Annotated in this window: 15 protein-coding genes; 6 read left to right on the top strand and 9 right to left on the bottom strand. The window is 65.1% G+C overall.

The window, feature by feature from the left end; genetic code table 11:
• Window positions 1-41: 41 nt before the first annotated feature.
• Window positions 42-1,196 carry a cysteine desulfurase family protein gene (locus Q0D31_RS20710; RefSeq protein WP_291855340.1) on the bottom strand — a complete coding sequence of 385 codons (1,155 nt, stop codon included), beginning with the start codon at window positions 1,194-1,196 and terminating at the stop codon, window positions 42-44.
• A gap of 452 nt (window positions 1,197-1,648) precedes the next feature.
• Between Q0D31_RS20710 and Q0D31_RS20705 the strand changes: the two genes are divergently transcribed.
• Complete coding sequence (locus Q0D31_RS20705) at window positions 1,649-2,296, top strand: alpha/beta hydrolase (protein WP_291855337.1); 648 nt, start codon at window positions 1,649-1,651, stop codon at window positions 2,294-2,296.
• Between the two features lie 159 nt (window positions 2,297-2,455).
• On the opposite strand, the gene Q0D31_RS20700 is transcribed toward Q0D31_RS20705, so the two are convergent.
• Entirely contained in the window at window positions 2,456-3,133 is a 678-nt protein-coding gene (locus Q0D31_RS20700) for a glutathione S-transferase family protein (RefSeq protein ID WP_291855334.1), read from the bottom strand.
• Between the two features lie 245 nt (window positions 3,134-3,378).
• Window positions 3,379-4,479, bottom strand: a complete 1,101-nt coding sequence (locus Q0D31_RS20695; RefSeq protein ID WP_291855331.1) for an anhydro-N-acetylmuramic acid kinase — start codon at window positions 4,477-4,479, stop codon at window positions 3,379-3,381.
• A 176-nt stretch (window positions 4,480-4,655) separates the two neighbouring features.
• On the opposite strand from Q0D31_RS20695, the gene tyrS reads away from it, so the two are divergent.
• Together tyrS and Q0D31_RS20685 are read left to right on the top strand one after the other, a co-directional pair.
• A complete protein-coding gene (gene tyrS / locus Q0D31_RS20690; RefSeq protein ID WP_291855328.1) occupies window positions 4,656-5,909 on the top strand; it encodes a tyrosine--tRNA ligase in 1,254 nt (417 codons plus the stop codon).
• A gap of 69 nt (window positions 5,910-5,978) precedes the next feature.
• Window positions 5,979-7,226 (top strand): MFS transporter, encoded by a 1,248-nt coding sequence (locus Q0D31_RS20685; protein ID WP_291855325.1) that lies wholly within the window; start codon window positions 5,979-5,981, stop codon window positions 7,224-7,226.
• Between the two features lie 32 nt (window positions 7,227-7,258).
• Here the strand turns inward: Q0D31_RS20685 and Q0D31_RS20680 are convergent, their stop codons facing one another.
• Window positions 7,259-10,942, bottom strand: coding sequence for a DUF3971 domain-containing protein (locus Q0D31_RS20680; protein ID WP_291855322.1), 3,684 nt, complete (start codon window positions 10,940-10,942; stop codon window positions 7,259-7,261).
• Between the two features lie 119 nt (window positions 10,943-11,061).
• A complete protein-coding gene (locus Q0D31_RS24020; RefSeq protein ID WP_366518540.1) occupies window positions 11,062-11,304 on the bottom strand; it encodes a hypothetical protein in 243 nt (80 codons plus the stop codon).
• Between Q0D31_RS24020 and Q0D31_RS20675 the strand changes: the two genes are divergently transcribed.
• The 3 genes from Q0D31_RS20675 (at window position 11,285) to Q0D31_RS20665 (ending at window position 15,643) form a co-directional block, all read left to right on the top strand.
• A complete protein-coding gene (locus Q0D31_RS20675; protein ID WP_366518539.1) occupies window positions 11,285-11,899 on the top strand; it encodes a peroxiredoxin in 615 nt (204 codons plus the stop codon). The genes Q0D31_RS24020 and Q0D31_RS20675 overlap by 20 nt on opposite strands.
• Window positions 11,900-11,998: 99 nt before the next feature.
• Window positions 11,999-13,342 (top strand): M23 family metallopeptidase, encoded by a 1,344-nt coding sequence (locus tag Q0D31_RS20670; RefSeq protein WP_291855319.1) that lies wholly within the window; start codon window positions 11,999-12,001, stop codon window positions 13,340-13,342.
• A 147-nt stretch (window positions 13,343-13,489) separates the two neighbouring features.
• Window positions 13,490-15,643 carry a carbamoyltransferase C-terminal domain-containing protein gene (locus tag Q0D31_RS20665; RefSeq protein WP_291855316.1) on the top strand — a complete coding sequence of 718 codons (2,154 nt, stop codon included), beginning with the start codon at window positions 13,490-13,492 and terminating at the stop codon, window positions 15,641-15,643.
• Window position 15,644: 1 nt separating this feature from the next.
• Here Q0D31_RS20665 and Q0D31_RS20660 read toward each other — a convergent pair whose 3' ends face one another.
• The 4 genes from Q0D31_RS20660 to Q0D31_RS20645 all read right to left on the bottom strand — a co-directional run bounded on the left by Q0D31_RS20660 (window position 15,645) and on the right by Q0D31_RS20645 (window position 21,905).
• The gene (locus tag Q0D31_RS20660) at window positions 15,645-16,550 is read right to left on the bottom strand and encodes a DMT family transporter (RefSeq protein ID WP_291855383.1); all 906 of its coding nucleotides are present in this window, start codon (window positions 16,548-16,550) and stop codon (window positions 15,645-15,647) included.
• Window positions 16,551-16,617: 67 nt separating this feature from the next.
• Window positions 16,618-17,749 (bottom strand): peptide chain release factor 2 gene (gene prfB / locus Q0D31_RS20655; protein ID WP_291855313.1). Its coding sequence is split into 2 segments (ribosomal slippage): window positions 16,618-17,679 and window positions 17,681-17,749, totalling 1,131 coding nucleotides; the frame shifts between segments, so codons are not numbered across the junction.
• A gap of 96 nt (window positions 17,750-17,845) precedes the next feature.
• Window positions 17,846-20,338 carry a penicillin-binding protein 1A gene (locus Q0D31_RS20650; protein WP_291855310.1) on the bottom strand — a complete coding sequence of 831 codons (2,493 nt, stop codon included), beginning with the start codon at window positions 20,336-20,338 and terminating at the stop codon, window positions 17,846-17,848.
• Between the two features lie 256 nt (window positions 20,339-20,594).
• Complete coding sequence (locus Q0D31_RS20645) at window positions 20,595-21,905, bottom strand: N-acetylmuramoyl-L-alanine amidase (protein WP_291855307.1); 1,311 nt, start codon at window positions 21,903-21,905, stop codon at window positions 20,595-20,597.
• Window positions 21,906-22,479: the final 574 nt, after the last annotated feature.

Here is a 22,479-nt window from a genome sequence, read left to right as displayed (position 1 = left end):
TCATTTGACGAGGCGCTTCGGCGAAACCCACTTAGAACGTTTCAAGCTGTGTTTCGTCGACCTTTAAGTAAGGCATCGGCGAGCTTTCGCCAAGCCTGAATGGCCAAATCAATGTCGGCCATTGATGTTGACCATCCCAGGCTGAGCCGTACCGCCCCTTGGGCCTGTTCCCTGCCCACCCCCATGGCCTCAAGAACATGAGAGGGCTGAACCTTGCCCGACGAGCAGGCGGAACCCGAGGATACCGCAATACCGGCGAGATCGAAGGCGATTACAGCCGTTTCGGCCCTAAGTCCGGGAACGGTAAACAGCGTGGTGTTCGGCAGGCGCGGCGTCTTCCGTGAGAATAGAACCATTCCGGCGGTCTGGTTCAGGCCCTCTTCGAGCCGGTCCCGCAACCCCCGCAGCCGGGCGGCGTCCCCTTCCAGGGCCGCCGTGGCGGCCTTGGCGGCCGCGCCGAAGCCCGCGATCCCCGCGACATTCTCGGTGCCCGCCCGGCGGCCCAGTTCCTGTCCCCCGCCGCGCAACAACGGCCCGAGCCCCTGGACGCCCTCGGTCAGGACCAGCGCCCCGACGCCCTTGGGGCCGCCGACCTTGTGGGCGGAAAGCGTGACCAGGTTTGCCTTCAGCGATTTGATATCGAGGGGTATCTTTCCAAAAGCCTGAATCGCATCGACGTGCAGCAACCCGCCGGCCGCATGCACGATCTCGGCAATCTCGGCGACCGGCTGAATCGCGCCGGTCTCGTTATTGGCCAGCATCACCGAAACCAGCGCCGGAGGCCCCTCGGCGAGCAGCCCGCGGAGATGGCCGATATCCACCTGGCCTTGGCCGTTAATCTTGATAAGCCCGATCGCATCGGCCGGAAAACGTCCACCTGTAAGCACCGACGGGTGTTCGATCGCCGATACCAGCAGCCGCCGAACCGCCTCGCCCCCCCGTTGGGAAAGGCCTGGCATCAGCGCCAACGCATTGGCTTCGGTACCTCCAGAAGAAAACACAACGTCCTGCGGTCGCGCGGCGACGGCCGCGGCAATAGCAGCCCTGGCATCTTCGACAAGCTGGCGCGCCAGACGCCCCTCGGCATGGACCGAGGATGGATTGCCTGAAATGTCCCAGGCCGCCGCCATTGCCTGCTTCGCCTCGGGACGAAGCGGCGTGGTGGCGTTCCAGTCAAGATAGATCCGGTCAGACATTTGCTTACGATCTTACCCCTTTCGGCAGGCGGTTGCCGCGACGCCGAGCCTCGCGTCCCGTAACAGCTGGGCGAAACAGGGCCGAGAAACAAGGCCGACCGTCATTCCGGGATGGTCCGAAGGACCAGACCTCAGGTGCGCAATTGCGCACCGGAGAATCTCGACATTCCGGGTTCACGCTGACGCGTGCCCCGGAATGACAAAGAGAGCGCATCCCATCCGAAGGCCTGATTGAACCGATTAAGGGCGCGCGCGCCCTCGCCCTGCAACACAGGCTAACACCTTGAAGTCGCTTCGAGATGTCAAAGATGCTTGCTTTTTGCCCCTCGCCTCATGCTAGAACCCGGCCACCAGTTCACGGGAGCGCCGTTCGCGCATCGCCCAGCGACGCCAGATCAGGTTTTCTGCACCGGATCGCGTTCGTTGCCAAGGAACCCTTCCAAGGATCACCAATGCCTGAAGTCATTTTCACCGGCCCTGCAGGCCGCCTCGAAGGCCGTTACCATCCTGCCAAGCAGAAGAACGCGCCGATCGCGATGGTTCTGCATCCGCATCCGCAATTTCACGGCACGATGAATCACCAGATCGTCTACCAGTGCTACTACGCGTTTGCGCATCGCGGCTTCTCGGTGCTGCGTTTCAATTTCCGCGGCGTCGGCCGCAGCCAGGGTTCGTTCGACCATGGCACCGGCGAGCTCTCTGACGCCGCCTCCGCGCTCGACTGGGCGCAGACCATCAACCCCGAGGCGCGCGCCTGCTGGGTCGCGGGTTTCTCGTTCGGCGCCTGGATCGGCATGCAGCTCTTGATGCGCCGGCCCGAGGTCGAGGGCTTCATCTCGATCGCGCCGCCCGCCAACCTCTACGATTTCTCTTTCCTCGCGCCCTGCCCGTCCTCCGGCCTGATCGTGCATGGCGAGAAAGATGCGGTGGTGCCGCCGAAGGACGTCAATACCCTGGTCGAGAAACTGAAGACGCAAAAGGGCATCGTGATCGACCAGCAGATCATCCCCGGCGCCAACCATTTCTTCGACGGCAAGCTCGAGCCGCTGATGGAAACGGTGACAGCTTATCTCGACATGCGGCTCGCCAACGTCCGTTAGCATTACCGATGCTCTGTAGGGTGGGTTAGGCGAAGCCGTAACCCACCGACGACTTGTTAAGACGGCGGATTGCATTTCGCCAATCCGCCCAACACAACGCTGACCCGCCGCAAACTTCAGCGCCGCGCGATCCAGGCGAGTTGCGGCGACATCGGAATGTCAGGCCGCCAGTTTCAGCATATGCGCGTCGTGACGCACCAGAAACGCGCGCAGCAATTGCGGGTAGTCGGCACCGACCGCCGACCGCACGCTCGGCCGTTGCGCGAGTTCGCTTCGCCACGCGCGGACCTTCGGTGCATCGGAAAACACCGAAAGATCGATCAATTGATCGAACACATCGAAATAGCGGAAGATCGGCGCGAACACCGCGTCCACCAGGCTGAAATCCTTCCCGGCAAAGAACGGGCCGGCGCCGAGCGCCGCCTCGACCCGCGCGAATTTCGCGGTGATCGCTTGCCGCTTGCTCTCGAAGATCGCGGGATCGCCGGTCGTCTCCAGGCCCCACAACTCGCTCAGGATGGTGGAGCCGAACTCCATCCAGGCGCGGTGCTGCGCGCGCTTGAGCGCATCCTGCGGATGCAATTTCGCTCCGCCTTGGGTATCCTCGATGTACTCGCAAATGACATTGCTCTCGAACAGCGCCACGTCGCCGGCGTCGGTCGCGACCTGCAGCACCGGCACCTTGCCCAGCGGCGAAATCTTCAAAAACCAGTCCGGCTTGCTGGCGAGATCGATATCGATCCGCTCGAACGACACGCCCTTTTCGGTCAGCGCGATCACGGCGCGCTGCACATAGGGGCAGAGCTTGTGGCTGATCAGTTTCAGTTCGGCGGCCATGGCAATCCTCCAATCAATGCAAACGCATCTACTTAGATGCGTTTGCATTAATCTGTCAACCGGCGGCGTGGCCATGCCGAACAAGAAACCGTGTGGAGGTTGGACTGGCCGTGGCCACGGACCCGGACGCTCGCGGCGGAAGTGCTGCGAGCCAGGCCCGTTCTACTTTGCATGGGGTTGTTTTCGCGATTTCGTATTTGGCTGGCGGGCCGTTGGTGCCACGCGCGACCCCACCCGATCCGACCTCACGGTCGCGCGATGATCCCGCCGGTCATCGGAAACGGCACCCCGGTCGTGTCGGGGTAGCTCAGCGGCAGGCCCTTGAGGCCCCGCGCCGCCAGGAACCCGAACGCCTGCGCCTCGATGGCGTCGGACGCCCAGCCCAGCGCGTCCGCCGCCTGGACCGTCGCCGGCTGCAGGCACTCGCGCAGCATCCGCAGCATGGTCAGGTTGCGGGCGCCGCCGCCGGCCACGATCCAGCTCTTGGGCTCCCTGGGCAGCAGCGGCACGACGCGGGCGATCGCCGCCGCGGTAAAGGCGGTCAGGGTCGCCGCGCCGTCCTCCGGAGCCATCTCGCCGAGCTTCAGGCCGGCGAAATCATTGCGATCGAGCGATTTCGGTGGCGGCAACGCAAAGAACGGCATCGCCAGCGCCCGGGAGATCCAGGCCGCATCGACCTTGCCCATGGCCGCGGTACGGCCCTCGGTATCGAAGCGCTGATTCAACAGGCGAAACATGTGATCGTCGAGCAGGGCGTTGCCGGGCCCGGTGTCGCAGGCGATCAGCGTGTCGCCGTCGATATAGGTGATGTTGGCGACCCCGCCGATATTGACCACGACGATAGGTCCCTCGCGCTCCAGCGACTGCGCGAGCGCGCGGTGATAGACCGGGACGAACGGCGCCCCCTGCCCGCCGGCCTCGACGTCGGCGGCGCGGAAATCGTACATCACCGGGATGTGGATCGCCTTGGCGAGCGCGTTGGCGTCGCCGATCTGCACCGTCAGCTTGCGTTCGGGCCGGTGCAGCACGGTCTGGCCGTGAAAACCGACGATGTCGATGTCCTCGAAGGCGAGCCGGTGCTGGGCGGTAAAGGCGGCCACCGCCTCGGCATGCGCCGAGGTGACGGTCCGTTCGGCTTCAAGCAGACAGCCGGGCCGCGCGGCCCGGTCCGGCAGATCGACGGCCTCGTACAGCGCCTGGCGCAGCAGGCTGCGTTCGGTCTCGGTATAGGGCCGGTAACCGGAAGGCCCGAGGGCGCTCACCCGGCGGCCGTCGGTCTCGATCAAAGCGACATCGACCCCGTCGAGCGAGGTGCCGCTCATCAGACCTAGCGCGGTCAACATCATGGTAATCGTGCCTTTGCAACGCCCTGCTCGATACGTCCCGCCGACGACGACCAGCTTGTGCCAAACACGCACATCTTATAATGCCACAGCGCGCGAGGCTGCGGCAGCCTGTTCCGCCATGGTACCGCAATTCGTTACAATTACCGTGAAAATAGAATGATCAGGGTCGCTCAACAATGACCGCATTTAAATCGGATTTCCTGAACATTTTAAGCGAACGCGGCTTCATTCACCAATGCTCCGATTTCGAGGGCCTCGACGCGCTTGCCGCCAGGGGCGAGGCAATCGCCTATGTCGGCTACGACTGCACCGCACCCTCCCTGCATATCGGCAACTACCTCACCATGATGATGCTGCACTGGCTGCAGGCGAGCGGCAACAAGCCGATCACCCTGATGGGCGGCGGCACCACCATGGTCGGCGACCCCTCGGGCAAAGACGAGTCCCGCGCGATCCGCTCGATCGCCGAAATCGAGGCCAACAAGGCCTCGATCCGCGGTGTGTTTTCCAAGGTGCTGCGCTACGGCGCCGGCCCCACCGACGCGATCATGCTCGACAACGCCGAATGGCTGACGAAATTGAACTGGATCGAAATGCTGCGCGACGTCGGCCGGCACTTCTCGGTCAACCGCATGCTGACGATGGATTCGGTGCGGCTGCGGCTCGAACGCGAGCAGGAGATGAGTTTCATCGAGTTCAACTACATGGTCTGCCAGGCCTACGACTTCGTCGAGCTGGCGCGACGTACCGGCTGCCGACTGCAGATGGGCGGCTCCGACCAATGGGGCAACATCGTCAACGGCGTCGATCTCGGCCGCCGCATGGGGACGCCGCCATTGTTCGCGCTGACCACGCCGCTGCTGACGACCGCCTCGGGCGCGAAGATGGGCAAGACCGCGCAGGGCGCGGTCTGGCTCAACGCCGACCAGTTCTCGCCTTACGATTTCTGGCAGTACTGGCGCAATGTCGAGGATGCCGACGTCGTCAAGTTCCTAAAACTGTTCACGGTCCTGCCGATGGCCGAGATCGAAAAGCTCGGCGCGCTCAAGGGCAGCGAGATCAACGAAGCCAAGAAAGCGCTCGCGACCGAGGCGACCGCGCTGCTGCATGGCCGCGAGGCCGCCAACACCGCCGCCGAAACCGCCCGGCAGACGTTCGAGGAAGGCGCGATCGCGGAAACGCTGCCAACAGTGGAAATATCGTCCGGCGAACTCGAGGCCGGCGCCGGCGTACTGACGTTGTTCGTCAAGGCGGGCCTCGTGGCGTCGAACGGCGAGGCGCGTCGCCAGATCAAGGGCGGCGGACTTCGCGTCAACGATACCGCCGTCACCGACGAAAAGATGGTGCTGACGCGATCGAGCCTTACGCCCGAAGGCGTCATCAAGCTTTCCATGGGAAAGAAAAAGCACGTCCTGCTCAAGCCCGCCTAGCTCCGCCTCGCATAGCCGTATTCATTTTTGACGCTTGCGGCGGACCGCCTAAGCGCGCTCCCTGATGCCATGGACAAAAGGACGCCGAAGCGAGACGCTCTAGCCGGGCCGCATCAGCCGGAGCGCGTGGCGCTCAACGTGCTGACGCTGTGCTTTGCGCTATCGCTGCTCGGTCGCGGGCTCGGCGAGAGCTTTACGGTTTTCCTCAAGCCTATCTCCGAAAGTTTCGACTGGGACCGAGCCGAGGTGGTTTCGGTGTATTCGCTGACCTGGCTGGCAGGCGGGCTGATGGCGCCGGTGGTCGGCCGGCTGTTCGACCGCGCCGGCCCGCGCACCGTCTATGCGCTGGGATTGCTGCTGCTCGGCGGCGCGTTTCTGGCCGCCTCAAGGTCGCAATCGCTCTGGCAATTCCAGTTGAGTGTGGGCCTCTGCGTCGGGATCGGAATCGCCCTGATCGGCAACGTTCCGAATTCGATCCTGCTCGGCCGCTGGTTCGGCCCGCGCCTGCCGACCGCGATGGCGGTGGTCTATTCGGCCACCGGCGCCGGCGTCCTGGTATTGCTGCCGACCTCGCAACTGCTGATCGATCACATCGGCTGGCGCGACGCCTACCAGCTCTTCGGCCTCGTTGCGCTTGGCCTGCTGGTCCCGCTGTTGCTGCTGCCGTGGCGGCTGTTCTCCACGGGTTCGCCTGATATCGCCGGCAAAGCCGACCCCGACTTCGTCGACGACGGCTGGACGCTCGCCAGCGCCATGCGCCACCACGCGTTCTGGGCGCTGTTTGCGACCTTCTTCTTCACCGCGATCGGCATGTTCGCGCTATCGGCACAGATCGTTGCGTATCTGATCGACGCCGGCTTTCCGCCGCTGCAGGCGGCGACCGCCTGGGGGTTTTCCGGGGTCGCGCTGTTGTTCGGCATGCTGGGGGTAACCCAGCTCGACAGCGTCATCGGGCGCAGGCCGTCGGTGCTGTTCAGCTATGGCGTCTCGATCGTCGGAATTATCCTCCTGTGGCTGCTGCAATGGTATCCGAACGTCTGGCTGCTGACCGCCTTCGTCGTCACGTTCGGCAGCATGATCGGTTCCCGCGGGCCGTTGCTGACGGCGACCGCGATGAAGATCTTTCGCGGCAAGCGGGTCGGCACCATCTATGGGACGATTTCGATCGGCAGCGGGCTGGGCTCGGCGTTCGGGGCGTGGGCCGGCGGGCTGATCCATGACTGGACCCAGAGCTATAACCCCGTGATCGCGTTCGCGCTGGTGGCAGTGGTGATAGGAATGATCCCGTTCCTGGTCGTGCCCGCGCTGCGGCGGTAGCCCGCCAAGCGCGATGAGTTCCGGATCACGCTCTAATTGTTGGGCGGGAACTCGATCGGGGCGTTCTGCTTGCCGGTGTTGAACTCGAAGATCTTGCGGAGCACGCCGGGCGCCATCGCCGAGATCGGATTGACGCGCAGCACCGGCTGGCCGGGGGTGCCGACCACCTCATAGGTCACGCCGATCAGACCTTCATTGCTGCCGCCGCCGAGGAACAGGCCGACGATCGGAATCTGGCCGAAAATGTTGTTGAGCCCGTACATCGGAACGAAGGTGCCGCTCATGCGCACCGCGTTGCCGACATAGTCGATGCTGCCCTCGATCGTCGCGCCGATGGTCGGTCCCTTCACCACGCCGTCGCGGATCGTGAGCTGGCCGCTTTGCCTCGTGAATTCGGCGCGCAACGCCGAGAACGATACGCCGCTCAGAATACCCGGTGTCGCGCCCCCGGCGGCGCGCTCGAGCGCGGTCTCGCCCTTGACGGAGAAATCACGGACGTTGATCAGGCCCTCCTTTGCGCTCGGCTCCGACGTCGGCGGCTCCATCGCGAGCGCGAGCTGGCCGCCGACCATCTTCGAATACATGTCGGTAAATCGGAGAAAGGCGCCGGCGTCGTTGGTCTGGAGCAGGATCAATTCCCGCGCCTGCCCCTGTCCGCGGGCGCGCAGATCGGCGGTCACCGGCGTGTCGCGCCCGACCTTGCCGGAGAGCGTGAAGGTTTTGACGACGCCGTTGCGGCGGGAGAACTTGGTATCGATGCTTCGCAACGCCTCCCCGTTGAATCCCGCCACCGCGCCGAGCTTGAGATCGACGTCGATGTCGACGCTCTTCGGCCTGCTCTTGGGATCGGCCTCCCTGCCGGAGATCGTCGATTTGAGGAAACCGCGGCCATCGAACACGTCGCCGCGCATCACGACCTTCACGACCCCATCGGCGCCGCGCTCGGCCTTCAGCGTGGTCCTGTCGCCTTCCGACGGCGCGTAGGTCGGGAAATTCGCGTTCAGCAGGTCGCCGTTCTGGTCGATTTCCAGCGAGCCCTTGATCGACACGCCGCCGCCCTCGACGAGGATGTCCTGGAACAGCGTTGATTGTTCCTTCTTGATGACGTTGAACGTCGCCTTGCCCGACTTTCCGGGCACCTTGACCCAGCCCGGAAGAATGTTGTCGAGCCTCAACGCAGTAAGGTCAGCCTCGATACCGACGCGGCTGTCGTTTTCGCCGATCTTGCCGATCACCTTGATCGGGAGCGCGCCGGTCACGGCGGACCCGAGGTCGATGCCGAGGCGGGCGCGGCTGGCGTCATCCAGCGTCGCCTGAAGCCTGATATCGGCATCGCCTTCGGCCGGCTTGCGGTAGTCAAGCGACGCCGGCTGACCGTTGATCTTGACGTCGCCCCTGACCTGGTAGCCGGCGTTGTTGGCAATCACCTTCAGCGTGCTGGCTTCCAGCTTCTGGTTCATCACGAGCTTGTCGGCGGAAAACCCGCTGAGGTCGGCGGTGACGGTGTAGATGGTGTCGGCCTTGGTCAGGGAGCCCTTGACCGGCACGTTCAGCGTGATGATGGCGGCCACCGTTCCCTTGCTGGCATTGGGATCGATCAGGGTGCCGGAAAGGTCGTTGATGCGGTCGGAGGCGAGGATCTCGGCGGCGGCCGGCACCGCGGCGTCGATCCTGAACTTCACCCGCGACGGCGAGGGCTTGGGCGCCATGTCCGGCACCTCGAAGACAAAATCCGATATGTTGATCTTGCGCCCGGCCGGGGTGTCGGCCACCCCCTGGCCGATGGTCACCGTCGCGGACCGCCCGGTAACCCGCGCCTTCAAGTCCGCATCGCGCACCGAGGGCATCTGATCGACCGGACGCACCGTCACGCCCGAAGCGACGATGTTGACGGCCAATCCTTCCTCCGGGATGGGCGGTCCCTTGCGCGACAGGTTGCGGACCGGCGAATTGACCCCGACCTCGATGCGCTGGAGCGTGCCGCGCTCGATCCGGTCAATCACCCATTCGCGCACTTCGGGCACGATCAGGATCGGCCACATGCGCTTGAGCGCGGATGCCGACATCGGCGTTCCCGCAAAGCCGAGTTGCAGGCGCGCCTCGCCGGCATAGTCGATGCTGCCGGTGCCGGCGATGCCGATCTCGCCATTGCTGATATCCGCCTGCGTCAGCAGCACGCGCTTCCGGTCGGTGTCGAAGCGCATGCCAATGGCGATACGGTTGAAGATCAGCGGCGGTTCGTTTTCGCTGCCAGCCAGCAGGATCGTGCCGCCGCTCAGCCGCGCCTGCCATTCGGTGGTGGCGCCATTGGGCGGTTCGAGATTGGCGAGCAACGTCACCCGGTTCGATCCGGAAATGATCTTGAAGGGGGCGACCAGGACCCGTCGTCCCGAATCCCATTCGACGCTCATTTCCGCCGAATCGATCGGCATCGGATAATCGGGCGTGTCGCTGTCGATGATATTCCCGGCGCCCGCGAACACCTTGCCGCGGAAGAAGGTCGGCAGGCCGTCGCGGCCCAGTTCGCCCTTCAGCTCGCCCGACAGCGGCAGGTCCGCGCTGTAGGTCAGATTTTTGACCCGCATCGCCAGCAGGATGGTGGCGGCCGGCACCTTGTCGGCGCGAAGATCGACCGACCGCACCCCGTTCTGCTGCGGTCCGACCACGACCCGCAGCGACCAGGGCTGCGCGCCCTCCTCGCCGAGACTCACCGCGACTCCGCCGCCGCGCGGCCGGCGCATGCTCAGGCTGATATTGTCGAACGTCCATTTGTGGCCGCGCTGCTGGTCGTCGACGACAAGGTTGCCGTTTTTCAGGCCGATTTCGTTCAGGTTCTGCCCGTCGATACCGGTCAGGCTGAGACTGTCCAGCCAGTCGAGGCCGGCCAGCAGGCCGCTTTGCGTCAGGTCGGGAGCCGGCGCCGCAGCACCCGCCGGCGCCGTGGTCTGACGCGGGAATGTCGGGGCGATGCCCGCATCTCGTTTGGAGGCTACGCCGGTCGCCAGCGGCTTGGCCGTGTCACCGGCGGACACCGTCACCTGGCCGTCCGGCGCGATTCGCACGGCGAGTTCGGCGTCCACCAGGTTGAGGCTTTCGGCGCGCAGCCGTCCCAGCAGCAGCGCGGTGCCTGAGAGCCTCACTTCGGCCTTCGGCGCGGTGGCGACGACGACCTGGTCACGGTCGCGAACCACGATGTCACGGATACGAACCGCAATCCGGATCCGACCGGCCCGCTCGATCTGCGTACCGCCGATCTCGACCGTGTTGCCGCGCCCGATATTGTCCTCGATCGCCGACGCCAGCCATGGCGTCGCCAGATTGAGGTTGATGGGTCCGGCGCCGAGCCGCAACCACAACCCGCCGAAGCAGCCGACGAAGATCACCGCCAGCACGCCGACGATGACGGCCAGGCGCTTGATCCAGCGTTCCCTGGTTAGCCGCCGCAGCCCTGCAAATCGATCGCCCAGCCAATGAAGCCGATGAACGCCGGAACTGGAACGGGACAACAGCCGGCGCGCGCGGTTACGCGCCGCCTCGTCGTGCTCCGGATCCCAGCCGGCCGAGGCATCATCCCATTGCGGGGTCTGAACCTCGGCACGCGGATTCGACCCCTTGGGCGAAGTATTCCTGGCCATTGCCTCTCGGTGCCGGCGTTGAGGTTGATTGCCGCCAAGGGCGCGCTCATCGATCGGTATCGAGCGCTCCTGTTCCGGCATCGCTGCCAATCCTCGATTAATACTGTTACTCGTTGTCGGGCCCAAGGTTTGATTGGGTGGGCTCTTTAGCGCGCGGGCGGGTGGTGCGTCGAATTCGGTATGATCATGCTCCACGGTCATCAAGCCAGCCCGAAGACCGGCCCGAATCCGGCCGTCATGGGCACGCCTCGCAATACCCTATTGGTTGATCCGCGGAAAGCGACGAAAGGAAGGCGTATGTCCACGAAAAAACGCAAGAAATCCTCCAAGCCATCCCGTGTCCCATCCACCAGGCCGCCTAGCGGAAAATCCCGGAATACAGTTGCCTCAAAGCCACCGGCGTCGACCGCTGCCCGCCGCAAGGTGAAGGTATCGACCAGCAAGCGCGCTGTCACCGCGGCCGCAAAGACCGCCGGCAAGCCTGACAAAGCTGCCTCAGCACAAGCGTCGCACAGGCCCCCATCAAAACCGTTAAAATCGGGTCGACCGGCAGCGCCCAGGTCGGTGCCGGCGGCAGCGCTAATCGAAGGCGGGCCGGCCCCAGGCTTCCAGCTTCCCCGCGACGGCGGCGGCAGCGTTTCGCTTGGTGATTTTGCGGGGCGGAAGGTCGTGCTTTTTTTCTATCCCCGCGCCGACACTCCGGGCTGCACCCGCGAGGCCATCGACTTCACCCGGTTGAGCCCGGCCTTTGCCGAGCTGGGCGCCGCCGTGATCGGCGTCTCCGCCGACAGCCCCGCCGCCCAGGAATCCTTCCGCGACAAGCACAAGCTTTCGGTTCCCCTGCTCGCGGACGAGCAGCACCAGATGCTCGCCGCCTATGGCGCCTGGGGCGAAAAATCCATGTATGGCCGCGCGTTCATGGGAATCATCAGGACGACAATTGTCATCGGCGAGGACGGGCGGATCGCGAGGATCTGGCGCAATGTACGCGTCGACGGCCACGCCGAGGAGGTGCTGGCCGCCGTGCGGGAGATGTAATTCGGCAAGCCCTTTCCCGAAAATTAACCATCGGCGGGTCAAATCGGCGGCGCAGATTGAGCCGTAAGGAACTGATGTCCGACCGGCGCGGGAGTGCCGATGTCGTATCGTTCCGGTTATCGCTCCGACCACCACCATCCCCACGATCACCGCCGGACGCCCCCGCGACGTCCCGCGGCGCAGGCCGCTGCGCTCGATCGTGACGGCTACGCCATCGTCCACGCCGGCAAGCAGGTCCGGGTCGGCCCGGTGGTGTTCTGGATCGTCGTCGGCACGATCGTCATACTCGGCATGTGGTCGGCGGCAACCGCCACCTATTTCGCCTTTCGCGACGACGTCCTGACGCGGTTGATCGCCCGCCAGGCCGAGATGCAGTACGCTTATGAGGACCGCATCGCCGAGTTGCGCGCCAGAGTCGACCGCACCACCAGCCGCCAGTTGCTCGACCAGGAACAGTTCGACCAGAAGCTCGACCAGATCATGCGCCGCCAGGCCGCGCTCGAATCGCGCGCCACTGCGCTCGGTACGATTCCGGATACCGCCGCCACCGGCTCGATCCGCCCGCCCGCCCGCGGCGCCGCGGCCGACACGCCGTCCTCCGGGGTCCCAAAACCGTCCCCGATCAGCGATACCGTGATCTTCGTGGCGCCGCCGGATCGCGAAGCCCGCCTGGAGTCGCGAGCGCCGGTCGCGATCAAGCCGCCGCCCAACCAGTTTGCCAAGGTTCAAGGGTTCGACAACGTCCTCGTTCGGTTGCAGACATCGCTTGATAGCGTTGAGCGGCGGCAGATGGCCGCGCTGAGCGCGGTCGAGGACAGCATGGAATCGCGCGTCCGGCGGATGCGCGGCGTCTTCACCGATCTCGGGCTCGACATGGCGCAGCTGGAAGCGGCGACGCCGCGCTCGGCCGTGGGCGGCCCGTTCGTGCCGGTGAAACTTCCACCCGATGCCGGCACATTCGAGCGCCAACTCTACCGGATCCACATCGCCCGCACCCAGGTACAGCGCCTCAACGCGACGCTTTCGCTGGTGCCCTACCGCAAGCCCGTGGTCGGCGCGGTTGAATTCACTTCCGGCTTCGGTGTTCGCAGCGATCCGTTCCTCGGTCGCCCGGCGATGCACACCGGCCTCGATTTCCGCGCGCCGACCGGCGATCCCGTGCGCGCCACCGCCAACGGCAAGGTGGTCTCGTCGGGCTGGAGCGGCGGCTATGGCCGCATGGTGGAGATCGACCATGGCAACGCACTGTCGACGCGCTATGGCCATCTCTCCGAGATTCACGTCAAGGTCGGCGACGTCGTCAAGATCGGACAGGTGATTGGCGCCGTCGGCTCGACCGGCCGCTCGACCGGCCCGCATCTGCACTACGAAACGCGGATCGACGGCGAGGCGGTCGATCCGCAGAAATTCCTGCGCGCCGGGGTGAGGCTCAGCGCGGGTTAGTGCCGATGCAGTTCGATGAACTCGCCACGCAAACGCCTGATGCTTGAAGCCTATCCTCGCTCCACCTACCAACAGATGGTTGTTGCGCGGCGTCAGTTGTGGTCAGTTCCGTCGACGATCCACCCGTGGCCCTCTGAGGCGGACTGATTGGAAACGCTGAAACGACGCGTCGGGCCGCGGCATCCGGCGATTGCGAAGGCGGGTTACCGTCTCACGCGCCGGCTCGCCGAGCCGGCCATGGCGCGCGCCGGCTTTCACCGGCTCGACAGCGAATTCGCGCGCTGGACAGTCGACTCGATCCGCCTACGGCTGCAGCGCGGCGAAACCGTTTACGTCGTCGGCTTCGCCGCGCCCGGCACCCACAACACCGGCGTCGCGCTGATCGAGATCACGCAGGCAGGCGGCCCCCGCATCGTCGTCAACAACGAGGAAGAGCGCTTCTCCGGCGAGAAGCACACCACCGAATATCCGCGGCGGTCGATCGACGCCACGGTCGAAACCCTGCGCGGACTCGGGCGCGATATCGGCGACATCGCCGCCGTCGTCACCACCTGGGACTATCCGGTCCTGTTCGCGACCATCGTGCGAACGCTGCTCGAGGAAGCGCCGCAAAGCCTGGGTATGCTGCTGCAGCCGGTCACGCCCGCCATCGACCGTCGCCGCCTCGACCAGATGCGACGGACACCACGGCTCCTCGCCAGACAGCTCGGCCTTTCCGAAAACGTGCCGCTGATCTGCATGCCGCACCACGACAATCACGCCTGGTTTTCGTTTGCCGCCTCGCCCTTTGCCGACGGTGCGGAGCCGGTCGCGATCGCCGTACTCGACGGCACCGGCGACCAGGGTTCGGTCTCGCTCTATGTCGCGCGCGACGGCGAGATGCGCCAGCTCTACTGCAATGACAGCGTGTTCGATTCACTCGGCGCGTTCTACAGCGTGATTTCATCGACCCAGGGCGGCTGGACCTGGCTCTCCAGCGAGGGCCGCTACATGGGCGCGGCCGCCTGGGGCGACATGAACCGTGCGACCAACCCCTATTATCCGCGGCTCAGGCAGGTTCTCCATTTCGGCGCCGAGGGCGAAATCAGGCTCAATCGCGCCATGGGCAATTGGTGCAGCAATCCCTACGACAAGCCCTACCACGCAGCCCTGATCGAAATCCTCGGCGAGCCGCTCACGCCCGCGCAGTTGTGGAATCCGGACGCGGTGCTGCGCGTCGAGGATATCCATCACCGCCCCGACACAAGGGATCGCCTCGACAAGGCGGCGGCGACCCAGCTCGTGTTTGAGGACGCGCTCATTCACATTGTCGATCATCTGCTGCGCGTGACCGCCGCCAACCGGCTGGTGCTGACCGGCGGCGTCGCGCTGAACGCGCTCGCCAACATGCGGTTGCTGGAGCACTTTGACGAGGCATGGTTTTCGGCCGCTCAGCAGCGCAAGGCCCGGCTGCATCTCTGGGTGCCGCCGGTGCCGGGCGACCCCGGCGTTCCCATCGGCGCGGCATGGCTGCTGGCGCACATGGCGGGAGCGCCGCGCGGTGCGCCGCTGACTCACGCCTTCTATTGCGGCACGCCGCCCGTGGCCGCGGATATCGCGGCCGCGGTCGAGGCTGACGACATCGCCTCCCGTTCCATCGGCGAGGTCTCGACACCGGATGGCCGCGACGCCATCGCCGACCTGATGGCGTATATGGTGGCGCAGAACGGCGTGATCGCGCTGTACCAGGGTGCGGCCGAAACCGGGCCCCGCGCGCTCGGCCATCGCTCGATCCTCGCCAATCCCTGCAATCCCGAAGCGCGGGCGCAGCTCAACGAGCGCGTCAAGTACCGCGAGGCCATCCGCCCGCTGGCACCGATGGCGACGCTCGAGGCCGCGCGGCAGTATTTCCAGCTGCAGCCGGGCGCCTCCGACGCCAACTACAACGCCTATAACTACATGGTGCTGACGGCGCATTCGAAACCCGGCGCGCGCGACAAGATACCCGCCGTGATCCACGCCGACGGCACCGGGCGAATCCAGATCGTACGCGCCGACGACGATCCCCTCACCCATGCCTATCTCAAGGCGCTCGGCCGTCGCATCGGGGTCGAGATGTCGGTCAACACCTCCTTCAATGTCGCTGGCCCGATCGCGCAGACGCCGCAGCAGGCGATCGACACGCTGCGGCGTTCGAAGGGTCTCGACGTCGTAATCATGGTGGCCGCCGACGGCGCGGTCACCGCCGCCTGGCACGGCGGCGTGCGCGACAGCGGACGATTCAGCGGCTGGTACGCGGCCTGGAAGGCAGGAGGCGGTTAGCTCAGCGCTGAAGCAGCTTCAGCACCCGCCCGTCGATCAACAACAGCGCGCTGCCGATCACCACCGCGCCGGCGATCTCACGCGGCGATATTCTCTCGCCCAGCACCAGATATCCAAGCAGGATCGCCGTCATCGGGATCAGCAACGTCACCAACATGACATTGGTAGCGCCCGACCGCCGCAGGATCTGAAAGAACACGATATAGGCGAGCGCGGTGGACAAGGCGGCGAGGCCGATCACGGCGAGCCACGTGACGGCGCCCGGCATCGGCAATTGCCAGGGGCGTTCGACGAAACCCGCGACAAGCGTCATGATCGCGGCCGAAGCGAGCATCTGAAATGTCGCGGCGCCAAGCGGCAGCGCATCTTTCAAGTGCCGTCGAGCCAGCAGCGCTGACAGTCCGTAGCTGACGGCGGCGAGGAGGCAGAGCAGAATGCCGACGCCCTGCCCGCTCTCCAGTCCGAGGCCGTCGCCCTGAAGGATGACGACGCCGATCAGGCCGGTGGCGACGCCGAATATCCGCCGCGCCTGCAGTTTTTCTTCGCCGGCTACCGCCATCACCAGCACCGTGAACAGCGGCGTGGTGGCGTTCAGGATCGAGGCCAGGCCGCCGGGGATATAGGTCTGCCCGACCACGATCAGCGAGAACGGCACCACGTTGTTGAGCAACCCGATCGCGATGAAGGGCGCCCAGCCTGACAGGCCCCGCGGAAAACGGATCTGGTAGACCCACAACAGCGGCAGCAGCATGATCGTGGCGAGCGCGACGCGCAGAAACACCAATGTCAGCGGCGGCAGTTCCTTCAGCACCACCTCGTTGAAGAAGAACGTGCCGCCCCACAGCACCGACAGCAGGCCGAGCAGCGACCAATCCCTGCGGTCGATCGAAGCGTTATGTGCGATCATGCGGCTGATGTCGGTCACCGCGCGGCTTTAGCCCGCGATGCCATGGCGTCGCCACCCGATTTCCGGATCAGTCCACATCCTCGACCGCGCCGGGCGAGGTGCCGAACGCACGCTGCGCCAGGGTTGCGGCCATGAACTCGTCGAGGTCGCCGTCGAGCACGCCCGAGGTGTCCGAGGTCTGCACGCCGGTCCGAAGGTCCTTCACCATCTGATAGGGCTGCAGCACATAGGAGCGGATCTGGTGGCCCCAGCCGATATCGGTCTTGGCGGCCTGGTCGGCGGCGGCCTGCTGCTCGCGCTTCTTCAGTTCGATCTCGTAGAGTCGCGCGCGCAGCATGTCCCAGGCCTGCGCCTTGTTCTTGTGCTGCGAGCGGCCGGCCTGGCAGACCACCGCGACGCCGGTCGGAATATGCGTCAGCCGCACCGCGGATTCGGTCTTGTTGACGTGCTGCCCGCCGGCGCCGCCGGAGCGCATGGTGTCGGTGCGAACGTCGGACTCGGCGATGTCGATCTTGATGCTGTTGTCGACCACCGGGAAGATCGCCACCGACGAAAACGAAGTGTGCCGGCGCGCATTGGAATCGAACGGCGATATCCTCACCAGCCGGTGTACGCCCGCTTCGGTCTTCAGCCAGCCATAGGCGTTGTGTCCGCTGATCTGGATGGTGGCGGACTTGATGCCGGCTTCCTCGCCCTGGGTTTCCTCGAGATACTCGACCTTGAAGCCGTGCTTCTCGGCCCAGCGCGTGTACATGCGCAGCAGCATCGCGGCCCAGTCCTGGCTTTCGGTGCCGCCGGCGCCGGCGTGCACTTCGAGATAGGAATCGAACCGGTCGGCCTCGCCCGACAGCAGCGCTTCCAGCTCGCGACGGGCGACTTCCTTCTTCAGGGCTCTTAGCGCGCCCTCCGCCTCGACCACCACGCCTTCATCGTTCTCGGCCTCGCCGAGCGCGATCATCTCGACATTGTCGTCGAGTTCGCGCTCGACCTTGCCGATGCCCTCCAGCGCATCCACCAGCGCGGTGCGCTCCTGCATCAGCTTCTGGGCCTTCTGGGGATCGTTCCAGAGATTGGGATCTTCGGCGAGCTTGTTCAGCTCGGCGAGCCGCGCCGTGGATGTCTCGACGTCAAAGATGCCTCCTCAGCAGCCCGACCGACTGCTTGATCTCTTCAACGAGGCGTTCGACTTCGGCGCGCATGGTGTCTCTTGATCTGCGGCCGAAGCCGCGCATGGGATGATGTGGCAGGGATGTAGCGGCGCAAGCCGCAAAGCGCAATCGGGTATGGCCCGCAGGTCAGTAAAGCCCGCCGGTTCCGGGACGCATGATGTTGCCGGCGTCAGGCGAAATCCCCGGCGGCATCCGCCCGTCCATGTCGGCGATTCCGATCACGCTGTAATTGTCCGGCGGCGCGGTGCCTGGCTTGAACGCTTCCAGGATGGTGCGGCCACCCTCACCGGGCCCGGCGCGCATGCCGCTCCTGGCTTCGACGCGGACCAGCTTGATGCCGGCGGGAACCTTGAACGGGATCGCCGGCTTGTCGGCCAGTGCGAGCTTGAGGAAGTCCTTGGCGATCGGCGCGGCCAGATGACCGCCGGTCATGCCGCGGCCAAGATTGCGCGGCTTGTCGAAGCCGACATAGATGCCGACCACCAGGTCCGGCGAGAACCCGATGAACCAGGCGTCCTTTTCGTCGTTGGTGGTGCCGGTCTTGCCGGCGACGGGCTTGCCGACTTCCTTCAACACCGTCGCGGTGCCGGCTTGCACCACATATTCCATCATCGAGGTGATCTGGTAGGCGGTCATCGGATCCAGCACCTGCTCGCGGCGATCGACCAGTTGCGGCTCGGCCTGGTTCTTCCAGCCCCCCGGCGCATCGCAGCCGCGGCATTCGCGCGCGTCATGCTTGAAGATGGTGCGGCCATAGCGGTCCTGAATGCGGTCGATCAGGGTCGGCTTCACGCGACGACCGCCATTGGCGAACATCGAATAGGCCGTGACCATCCGCATGACCGTGGTTTCGCCGGCGCCCAGCGCATAGGAAAGATAATTCGGCAGTTCGTCGTAGACGCCGAAACGTCGCGAATACTCCCCGATCAGCGGCATGCCGATGTCCTGCGCCAGCCGCACCGTAACCGTATTCAGCGATTGCCGGAGCGCGTTGCGCAGCGTTGTCGGGCCGCCATACTTTCCGGACGAATAGTTCTCCGGACGCCATACGCCGACACCCTGCCCCTGGTCGATCTCGATGGGCGCGTCGATCACGACGGTGGAGGGCGTGTAGCCATTGTCCATCGCGGCCGAGTAGACCAGCGGCTTGAACGAAGAACCCGGCTGCCGGTAGGCCTGGGTGGCGCGGTTGAACTGGCTCTGGTCGAACGAGAAGCCGCCGACCATCGCCAGCACGCGGCCGGTCCAGGGGTCCATCGCCACCATCGCGCCGGACACTTCCGGCAATTGACGCAGCCGGTACTGGCCTTCGACCGGCTTGCCCTCCTTGTCGAACAGCGGGTCGGCATAGATCACGTCGCCCGCCGACAGCACCTGCGCCACCGAGGTTGGCGTGCGGCCCTTCTGCGGACCCGAGGCGGCCTTCGCCCAGCGCACGCCGTCGAGCGTGATGATGCCGGTCTGGCGCTGTTTGCTGACGGCGCCGCCGAGTTCACGGCCGGGCTGGAAGCCGATCCGCGCCGATTGGTCTGATGTCTCGAGCACCACGGCCATTCGCCAGGGCGCAATATCGCTCAGCGACTTGACGTCGGCGAGCTTGACGCCCCAGTCGCCTGAAACATCCAGCTTCGAGGGCGCGCCGCGCCAGCCGCTTGCTTCGTCATACTTGACGAGGCCGGCCGCCATGGTCTTGCGCGCCATCACCTGCAGCTTCGGATCGAGCGTGGCCCGGACCGACAAGCCGCCTTCATACAGCTTCTTCTCGCCGTAGCGCTCGAAGATGTCGCGTCGGACTTCCTCGGCAAAATACTCGCCGGCGAATGTATGCGCGCCGTTGCCGCGGCTGGTGACCGCGAGCGGATCCTTGCGGGCCTTGTCGGCGTCGGCCTGCTTGACCCAGCCGTTCTCCACCAGGCGGTCGACGACGTAGTTGCGCCGCTCGACGGCGCGATCGCGGTTGCGAACCGGGTGCAGCGCGGCCGGCGCCTTGGGGAGCGCCGCCAGATACGCGGCTTCCGCGATCGTGAGTTCGTTGACCGACTTGTCGAAATACACCAGCGAGGCGGCCGCAATCCCGTAGGCGCCGAGCCCGAGATAGATTTCGTTCAGGTACAGTTCGAGGATGCGGTCCTTCGAATAGGCGCGCTCGATGCGCATCGCCAGCAAGGCTTCCTTGATCTTGCGGGTGAAGGAAACCTCGTTGGTCAGCAGGAAGTTCTTGGCGACCTGCTGGGTGATCGTCGATGCGCCCTGCGGACGTTTGTTGGAGCCGAAATTCTGCGCGAACACCACCGCGGCGCGCGCCATGCCGGTGAAGTCGATACCGCCATGTTCGTAGAAGTTCTTGTCTTCGGCGGCCAGAAACGCGTTGATGACGAGCTTTGGCACCGCCTGGATCGGCAGGTAAAGCCTGCGCTCCTTGGAATACTCGCCGAGCAGTGCGCCGTCGGAGGCGTGCACACGCGTCATGACAGGCGGCTCGTAATCCTGAAGCTGGGAATAATCCGGCAAGTCCCTGGAGAAATGCCAGATCGCTCCCGCGACGCCGGCCACTCCCACCAGAAACACGACGGTTCCGGCGGCGAACAGGAAACCCAAAAACCGGACCAGCAGGCGCATTATCGAACTTCCGTTTCAACCTGTGTGCCGGAACCTGTGGCGTCCGCTCCGGTAGAACATTCCCGGCCCCCTGGCCGGGTTCGAGCAGTCGGATTCCAGCGGTCGAACAATGAATGGGCCTGCGGTCAATACCCACGCGATTCCGAAGGCCTACGTTGTTTTTCTATAGCGTTGCCGCTGTGGCCAAACTAGGGCTTTGGTCCCCAGCATCTGATCATTTACACACCGCTTTCAAGGACGCTCGCCGCGGGCACCTTCACTTGGTAGGCGCCGTGGTTGCCGGTCTTTTGGCGAAAAACGCGTCAATCGCCAGCGCCATCGATCCGACCGTCCTGTTGCGCCAGTTCTCGGATACCAGATGCTCGAGGTCGCCCTTGTTCGAGACATAGCCGAGCTCGACCAGCACCGAGGGCACGTCCGGCGCCTTCAAGACCCGGAATCGCGCCGACTTCAGCGGGTGCTTGTGCATCCGCACCGTGTTCTTCATTTCGCCCATCAAGACCCGTGCGAAACGGTTTGAAAAGGTCCGCGTCTCCCGCTGCGCCAGATCGATCAGGATGTCCGCGACTTCGGTCGGCTCGTCGGCGAGACTGACGCCGCCGATGGCATCCGACTTGTTCTCGGCGTCCGCCAGCCGCTCGGCTTCGGCGTCGGAGGCTTTTTCCGACAGCGTGTAGATGGTGGCGCCCCTGGCGTTGCCCTCGTTGCTTGGCAAGGCGTCGGCGTGGATGGAGACGAACAGCGCCGCCGAATGGCTGCGCGCGATCCTGACGCGCTCGCCCAGCGGAATGAAGGTATCGTCGGTACGAGTCATGACGACGCGATATCTGCCGGATTTCTCGATCCGGTCGCGCAGCGCCAGGCCGAACCCGAGCACCAGGTTCTTTTCCATGATCTCGCCGGCGGCCTGGGTGCCGTTGTCGACCCCGCCATGGCCGGGGTCGATCACGATCACCGGCCTGGTATCGGGCGGCGGCGCGGGTCGCACCGTGGCTGGGGCGGCGGCAGCGTTGGCGTTGGCGTCGGCGATCGCAGGCCGCAATTCGGGGCGGTTCGCAGGCGCCAGCGACTGGACAAAGCTGGTCCGGTCCACCTCCTCGAGCTCGAGCACCAGCCGTGCCGGCTGGCCGTTGGCCGCCTCCAGCACATAGGACTTGGCGACCTTCGCCGGGCCAGTCAGGTCAAAGACGATCCGCGACCCGCCCGGCATGACGAGCCCGTAGCGGAAGGACTTGACCAGCCCCCGCCCCGCCGAACCGATATCCGCGGCGAGCCTGAAGCTGACCTGGGGCAGATCGAGGATGACGCGGTAGGGATCGGCCAGCGCAAAGGCGCGAAACTGGACCGGCTTGTCGAGATCAAGCACGAAGCGGGTTTGCTTGGCGTCACCCGCCAGGCGCGCGTCGGAGGCGATCGGAAAACTTGACGCGGCCACCGGGGTCGGGGCCACCATCCCGGATGCCGGCCATTGGGCTGCGGCTGGATGTATCGCTTGGGCGCACAGCAATGCTGCGGCGCAAAACACGCCACATTTCAGCCAAACAGGTGGATTTGCGCGGTTCACCAACGATTCGGCGCCTCCGAAGCGGCTTTGCTTACCGCATCGGCACATCAGGGTTAATCGCAACCTTCGGGTTCCCCCGGCGAAAATGGCAAGGTGTTGCTGCGCTGCGACGCCTGCCGGACGCTTTGCTTGCACCGCGCCGCCAATCCACGTATGTACGAACCGCTGACGGCTAATACTCCCGGTTGTGTCGCTTTCAGCCTCCCGGTGCAGCGCCGGAACCTTGCAAGTCGAAGGTTTCTGCGTCCTTCCCGACCTCTCCACGGCCAGCGCCGCGCGCGGCTGACACGGAGCGGCGGTTTCGAGCCCGAGCGGCTTTCGGTCCCAGGTGTTCTAACTCACCGGGGACGGTTTGGGACACGGCACGACCGATTATCCGGACCCGGAAAGGTCGGATATGCGATGGCCGGCAGGCGTCTAGGCGCCGCGCCGGGGCTTCAGCGATAGATACGGCGGATCTTCTTCCGCCAATATGTTCAGACGGGCCGACGCTCGATGCGCCAGACTGTATTGCCGACCAGGGTCATTGGAACGATCGCGCCGACGCGAGGCGAAAGCTTCGCGCGTCGCCTTGCTC

Origin of the sequence: Bradyrhizobium sp. (assembly GCF_022844465.1) — a bacterium.
In the GTDB taxonomy this organism is placed as follows: domain Bacteria; phylum Pseudomonadota; class Alphaproteobacteria; order Rhizobiales; family Xanthobacteraceae; genus Bradyrhizobium.
The sequence above is the reverse complement of the archived record's forward strand: the minus strand, read 5'-3'. Positions and strand labels throughout refer to the sequence as shown.